The sequence below is a fragment of the Gemmatimonas sp. genome, assembly GCF_046594945.1.
Lineage (GTDB): Bacteria > Gemmatimonadota > Gemmatimonadetes > Gemmatimonadales > Gemmatimonadaceae > Gemmatimonas.
In genome coordinates this window covers 55,332-62,646 of record NZ_JBKJRB010000139.1, presented here as the reverse complement: position 1 = coordinate 62,646, position 7,315 = coordinate 55,332, and the positions used below count along the sequence as shown (strand labels likewise).

The following is a 7,315-nucleotide window of genomic DNA, read 5'->3' as shown; positions in this document are numbered from 1 at the left end:
CTTGCGTCAGCTCGAGAACGGCCGCGCGTTCGGCGATCCGAAGGGCCTGGAGCAGCTGCAGGCGGCAATGCTGGAGCGCCTCAAGAACTTCGAGTTTGCGCTCTATCGCTCAGTGGGATTGGGCGCCGAGGGTCGTCCGGCCGCCGGGGCCCGAGCCGCGGCGCCGGCGGAGTATCGCGCGTTGGTCGAGGAGTACTACCGCGTGCTGGCGGGGTCGAAGCGGCGGCCGTAGCTCGCGATGTGTTGTCAGGAGAATCGTGTAATACGATGTTCGTGTTATGGGGAATGTTACTGTCACCCTCGAAGAAGACGTCGCCCGCTGGGCCAGAATCCGCGCGGCCCAGCTCGACATCAGTGTGTCGCGAGTGCGTGGCGACCTGCTGCAGGAGCAGAGGCGTCGTCGCGTCACCTACGAAACCGAAATGCGTAAGTTCCTCGCGCGTGAGCACCGTGCCATCGATGCCGACGGTTCGGCGTACCCATCGCGCGACCCGTTGCATGACCGCACCGATCGTCGGTGACACCAACGTGCTGCTGTCTGCAGTCGATGCCGGCGCTGGTGAACGGCACTCTGCGGCGCGCGACTGGATGACCGCGCTTTGGGAGCGGAGACCGGTCGGATCAGCATCCAAGTGCTTCCGGAGTTCTACGTCACGGTAACGCGCGCACTGCGTCCTGGCATGTCGCCCGCCCACGCGCCACGAGAAGTCCGCGCGCTGCTGCCGACACCAAAACGGTCTGCATCGCCCGTCGCGCGTAGCCATGCCTCGCTCGCGCCACAGCGCCCTACCCCATAAGTTCGACCAACCCCAATGTCATTCCCCTCCTGCGATCATGTCGCAGGGCTTCCGGCCATTCCGACTTGCGCACTGCCCTCGATCAGGCGCTTGCCGAGCGATACACGATCCTGAAGGAACTCGGCGCCGGCGGCATGGCGACGGTTTTTCTCGCCGAAGACTTGCGCCATCGCCGTAAGGTGGCCATCAAGGTGGTGCATCCCGAACTCTCCGCGGTCATCGGATCCGATCGGTTCCTGAAAGAGATCGAGCTCACCGCGAACCTGCAGCATCCGCACATCTTGCCGCTCTTCGACAGCGGCGACGTGAACGGCCAGCTGTACTACGTCATGCCCTTCGTCGATGGTGAAACGCTGCGCAGCCGCCTTGATCGCGAGCAGCAGCTGCCCGTGGGCGACGCCGTGCGCATTGCCCGCGAAGTGGCGGACGCCCTCGCGTACGCTCACAAGCGCGGCGTCGTGCATCGCGACATCAAGCCAGAGAACGTGCTGCTGCAGGACGGACACGCGCTGGTCGCCGATTTTGGCATCGCCCTGGCCGTGCAGCAGGCCGGCGCCGGTCGGCTCACGCAAACGGGTCTCTCGCTCGGCACGCCGCAGTACATGAGTCCTGAGCAGGCAATGGGCGAGCGCGCCGTCGACCTGCGGACCGACATTTACGCGCTGGGCGCCGTGACCTACGAGATGCTCGCCGGCGAGCCGCCCTTCACGGGTCCGACGGCACAGGCGATCATCGCACGGGCCATGACCGAGCGGCCAAGGCCGCTGAGCAGCGTACGGGAGACATTGCCGACGGCGGTGAACGATGCGGTCATGCTCGCGTTGGCGAAGCTGCCGGCTGATCGTTTCTCGTCCGCCAGCGAATTCGCCGACGCGCTCGTCCGCGAAGGCCCGACGGCGAGTGCGGCGGCACCAGCTGTCACCGTGCGAAGAAGCCGCACCCGCTGGCTCCCCGCAGTCACCTTGGCAGCCGGCCTGCTGATTGGCGCCACGCTTGCACTAAACTCTGGGCGAACGCCCGTCGTTGACGGCGAGGCCATGGAACCACGCTTTTGGTCGATCACACTCCCGGACAGTGCGCCCTTCGTCGTTGCGCACGATCCATTGGACATCTACATGCGCTCCATCGACATCTCGGCCGACGGCCGGTTGGTCGCCTGGACCACGAAGCGCGACAGCACCACGACGTCTATCTGGCAGCTGCGTACGGACCTCGGCACGTTCGCCCCGGTGCCGGGTGCCACGGGGGGAACACTGCCGACCTTCTCGCCAGATGGCGGCACGTTGGCCTTCGCGGTGGGCGATGAGGTGCGCAAGGTGGAGCTCAACACCGGCGTCGCCACTACGATCGGGAAACGCACCCAGCTGAATGCGTTGTACTGGCCCTCCGCCGAGCGCATTGTGTCAGCGCGTTACAACGGCTGCCTGTTCAGTGCGTCGCCGAACGGTGAAGGGTTCAGCGCCATTGCGGCGAAAGGGTGCATCAGCGCTGCGGGCGGCATCACCGGCGGCGACGAACAGAACGCCCTGCTGGCCTCTGTCGGCGGGATCCTGTCGCTGCTCGATATGCAATCAGGTGTGAGCAGGCCGCTGCGGCTCGCGAACGCCGGAGATACGCTGAGTGCATCGACGCTGGTTGCCGGCGAGATGCCGCGCCTGCTGGACGGCACGCGACTGGTCTTTCTCCGCGATAGTACGCTCTACGCCGCGACGGTGGACCTGCGGGCGGCGCGCCTGACGATGATACCGCGGCAACTGCTCACCGGCGTACGGCATGAGGCCTCTGGCGCGGGGGGCGGTGCGCAGTTCGCCGTCAGCCGCAGCGGCACGCTGGTATGGGTCAGCGGTGGCGACGCGGGAGTGAGCCGGTTCGTCATCGTGACACCGGGAGGTGGTGCGATCGATACCCTGGCGCTCCCTATGGCCAACGTGAACAGTTATGCGCTCACCGCCGATGGCCAACGCCTCGCCTACACCAGCAGCCTGCCCGGCAACACGAGCCTGTTGCGCATCCTCGACCGGCGGCGAAACATCGTGGACTCTACTCGCTTCCCGATCGACCTGCAGGTGGCGAACTGGGTGGACGCCGACAGCGCGTTGACCGTCGGGATTACCACCACGATGGAGAACGGAGGAAAGTACGGAGTCGTGCGCGGTCTCTCGACGACGATGCGGCTGGACACGAGCGGCCTGCAGTATATGGCGACGTCGGTGGAGGGCCGGCTCCGCTGCGCTGTTTCAGGGGTGCTCTGGCCGTCAGCGTCGCCGCGCGACAGCGTGCGATTCGACGCGCGGGGGAACTGGTGTCGCATCTCACCCGATGGTCAGCATGTGTCGTGGGATGACGCCCAGGGTCTGAATGTCGCTCCCACGACCAAAAACGCGGCCTCGGCGCGACGACGCATCGGGCCTCCCGGTGCCAATGAAGCGCGATGGACGGCTGACGGCCGCACCCTCATCTATCGCACCGGCAACAAGTGGTTTGCCGTTCCGTCGGCACCTGCGCCGAACGGACAGCTCGTTCCGCCCCGGTTAGTGCTGGAAGGCACCTACAACCAGGCGTGGGCGAGCTGGGACCTCACCCCCGATGGGCGGCTGCTCCTGCTTCAAGGGGCACCGCCCGTACGTGCCACGCACATCAACGTGCTCACGAATTTTTCGCGCTTCGTGGACGAGAAGCTGAAAGGGGCGGCCCGCCCGTAGGCTGGCATTCTGCGGCCGTCTCCGCCGTGATCGTGTCGAGGGCCATCGGTTGCTTGAGTGCGCTCGGACGCGTCGCTTCCGAGGGACCTGATCGTTAGCCTTCTTGGGATGTTCCCCCTTTTGTTCGCCGCGCTGCAGCAGCTCAGTGGGGCCACCCCGTCCCCGATGTCGTCGGCCGCTCCCATAACGAGCGCCACCGCCGACGTGTTCGCGGGTCGGTCCCGAGCACTCGATGTGCGCGCCCCGCGCCTGTCCGACACCATCACCGTTGACGGGCAGCTCACCGAACCCGCCTGGCAGCAGGCGAGCCGCCTCACCGAGTTTACATCGTACAATCCCGTCGACGGTCGTCCGGCGCAGGACGAGACCGAGGTGCGGATTTGGTACGCGACTGACGCGATCTACCTGGGCATTCGCGCCTACGCACCGGCGGGAACGGTACGCGCCACCCTGGCCGAACGTGATCGGATCACGAACGACGACTGGATCGCGCTGCACCTCGACACCTTCAACGATCGTCGTCGAGCCTTTGTGTTCGCCGTGAATCCATTCGGCGTGCAGGCCGACGGCATGCGCACCGACCAGTCGGCCGGCCCCGGTGTCTCGCGTGCTGCATTGCAGTCGGTGGATTTGTCACAGGACTACGTGTGGCAGTCGAAAGGACACCTCCTTGACGACGGGTACGAAATTGAAGTGCGCATCCCGTTCAAGTCGATCCGCTATCAGATGGGCGCGTCGCAAGACTGGGGGCTTCAGGTCGTGCGGCAGACCCAACGCACGGGCTATCAGGACACGTGGGCCCCGGTCTCGAAAGCGAATCAGGCCTTCGCCCCACAGGCCGGATATCTGCGCGGCATGAGCGGCCTGAAGCGCGGGCTCGTGCTCGATCTCACGCCGACGACGACTGCGTCCACTCGAGGCACCCGCGACGGAAGCAGTTGGCGCTCTGGATCGCAGGGGGAAGCGGGCGGCGACGTGCGCTGGGGCGTGTCGTCCAATTTCACGCTCAACGCCACGGCAAATCCGGACTTCAGTCAGGTAGAAACCGACGTCGGTCAGATTCCTGGCGACGTGCGCTTCGCCAATTTCTTTCCCGAACTGCGCCCGTTTTTCGTTGAAGGCAGCGAGCAATTCGATGCGCCGAATCGATTGGTCAATACCCGCTCCATCGTGCAGCCACTCGGCGCGCTCAAACTCACCGGCAAGATTCCACGCACAGACGTCGGTCTGCTGTCGGCGCTGGACGCACCGAGCGCCGGGAGCGACGGCAACACCAGTCCGCTTTTCACGATTGTGCGTCTGCGCCGCGATATTGGCGACCAGAGCACGGCCGGCATCGTCCTCACCGATCGGCACGAAGGGGCCCGTTTCAATCGTGTGGCCGGGTTTGATTCGCGGCTGCAGTTCGCGAAGACGTACAGTGTCGAAGTCCGGTACGCCACCAGCCTCACGCGCGACAGTGTGGATCGCAGCGGTACGTTGTGGGAGGCCAACACCGGCCGCACCAGCCGTGGCTACGGCTACCGGTACGGGGTGCAGGGATTCTCGCCAGGGTTCGAGACGAAAACAGGCTTTGTGAATCGCGTGGACTTTGTGCGGGCGCAGGTCAATCAGCGGTTCACGCTGTTCGGTTCCAAAGGTGGCTGGTGGGATCAGCGCCAACATTTCTTTACCGGCACGTCGCTCTGGAACTACGACGGATTTGCCCAGCGACAGTCCCCGCTCGAAACCAAACTGTCGCTCGACAACTCGATGACGATTCGCGGTGGGTGGAAAGTGAGTGTGATTCCCGACTTCCAGATCGTCTCCTTCGACGCCCGTCGGTACGCTCGGTATGCCGTGGTGCCGGGCAATGGCGTTGATACCACGGCGTTTACCGCCAGTGAGTCGCAGCGCACAAGCAGCACCTCGCTCATCGTGAACACGCCGCAGTGGAAGCGGATCGGTGCCACGATCACCGCGATCGCCGGCACGGAGCCCGAGTTCTTCGAAACAAGCACCGTTCGACGTCGCGATATCGAAGCGCAGATCGATCTGCGGCCAACGACACAAGTGCGCATCGGCACACTGCTGCGCTACCAGCGCTTCGTGCGCACGCGCGACGGCTCCGTGTTTAGCACGCAAGTCGTACCTCGCGTGCGTTTGGAATATCAATTCTCGCGGGCGCTCTTCCTGCGCTTCGTGGGGCAGATGGAGTCTCGCGACCGCAGCGCGTTGCGGGACCCGCGCACCGAGCGCCCCTTGCTCCGCCGCTCCGCCAGTGGCCGCTACGCCGAACAACGCGCCTCGCGATCTCTGCTGGGACGCGGTGACGTACTGGTGAGCTATCTGCCGAGTCCGGGCACGGTGGTGTACGTGGGCTACGGCACCGGCGTGGATGCCACAGCAACGATGCGCCCCACCGACGTCCAGCGCACGAACGATGGCGCGTTCATCAAGCTCAGCTATCTGTTCCGTGTGCGCGGTACGACCCGCTGAGACGCCGGCGGTTCACGGCTTCCGCGCGCGTGTCGGCCGCTGGAAGAGCTGTCGTTCCGGCGCGTCGTCGAGCTGCCGCGGTTCAGGCGGTGCGGTGGCGCCACGCGCGGCCATGGGCGTCAGCCACGACGACAGCCACCAGCGGTATCGTTCGTCCTGATGCAGTACCAAAAAGCGCGGTCCTGCCCCGGTCATTGCCGATGCCGTGAACGGCAACATCGCGCTCTGGATATACCCGCCGCGCTCGTCGTAGTAGTCGAGAATGCGCCCTTGGGCGTCCGACTCGACACCAACCAATACCACAAAACCGCCATCCACGATGGCGGCATCGACGACGAACGGCTGCCGCAGGCGCGTGCTGTCGGTCGCACCGCCACGATGCTCGATGGTCAGCGGCGTTGCCGAATCGCCCGGCGCCCGCAGTGGTGTCAGCTGCGGCGACACGCCGGCCCTCGGGTCGGCGGGCGCACTCACGATCAGCACCTCGCGCTCGGCGAGCAGCAGACACCGCCGCGCATCACCATTGCCAAAGCGCAGACGCGACGACGGGGCAACGGCAAGTTGGTGACGACCCACCAGAGCGTCGTCCTTGGCGTTCGCCGTGAGGGTGAACGCCTCGAGCGTACGACGCTGCCCCAGCGCCCGCACATGCAGCAGGGTCGCGGGCGACAGGGTGCAGAGTCGACCGCTTCCCCCGCGCAGCAACGGCAGCTCGCGACGGAAGACAAAGCCGCCGATCGACTCTCGCACCAGCGTGCTGGTGGCACTGTCGATCACATCGACCTGCCCATCGTCGGTGATGCGCGAGAGCTCGGTGGGAGCGATGATGTCGCGCGGTACCGCCGCGTTGAGCACCGAGTCGATCCGAGCCGGGCGCGTGGCCAGCAGCATCCCGCGCCGATTCAGCTCGAACAGCGAAATGCGCGTGGGCGACGCCTGCAGCAGCGCCACCGTGGTCCCACTGGCCCGGAAAACGAGCGGCACCATCGTGCTGTCGGTCGCGGCCGTGATGTCGGTGCGCCACTCCTCGCGTTTGGCCGGATAGATCGTGCGCGTCGCCATGGCCGCCCGGAGCGCGGGCGGGGCCTCGTTGGTCGCCGTTTCCTGACGGTCACAAGCCAGTACACCCACCGGCAGCGTCAATACCAGCAGGCCGCGCGCGATTATCCCCCGCACACGTTCCAGCGTACCACGGTGTCGTCGTTGCAGCGATACGTGCAGAAGCCGCATTTGTTGCCGGCGATGTTCGTGCACGCGCCGTAGCCCGGCACCCGGGCGAACTGTGGGCAGCGGCGCGACTGGGCTTGCGATTGGATGTGCGACGACGCCGACACGAGC

The 7,315-nt window shown here is 65.8% G+C and carries 5 protein-coding genes; 4 read left to right on the top strand and 1 reads right to left on the bottom strand.

Annotated elements, in window-relative coordinates:
• The 4 genes from ACLL97_RS16650 to ACLL97_RS16635 form a co-directional block, all read left to right on the top strand.
• The coding region (locus ACLL97_RS16650; protein WP_411281605.1) for a hypothetical protein at positions 1–232 on the top strand (232 nt) is incomplete at its 5' end.
• 46 nt (positions 233–278) lie between these two features.
• Positions 279–521, top strand: a complete 243-nt coding sequence (locus ACLL97_RS16645; RefSeq protein WP_411281604.1) for a CopG family transcriptional regulator — start codon at positions 279–281, stop codon at positions 519–521.
• A 341-nt stretch (positions 522–862) separates the two neighbouring features.
• Positions 863–3,499: a protein kinase domain-containing protein gene (locus tag ACLL97_RS16640; protein WP_411281603.1), complete on the top strand. Its 2,637-nt coding sequence runs from the start codon at positions 863–865 to the stop codon at positions 3,497–3,499.
• Between the two features lie 108 nt (positions 3,500–3,607).
• A complete protein-coding gene (locus ACLL97_RS16635; RefSeq protein ID WP_411281602.1) occupies positions 3,608–5,977 on the top strand; it encodes a DUF5916 domain-containing protein in 2,370 nt (789 codons plus the stop codon).
• 12 nt (positions 5,978–5,989) lie between these two features.
• Here ACLL97_RS16635 and ACLL97_RS16630 read toward each other — a convergent pair whose 3' ends face one another.
• Positions 5,990–7,153, bottom strand: a complete 1,164-nt coding sequence (locus ACLL97_RS16630; protein ID WP_411281601.1) for a hypothetical protein — start codon at positions 7,151–7,153, stop codon at positions 5,990–5,992.
• Positions 7,154–7,315: the final 162 nt, after the last annotated feature.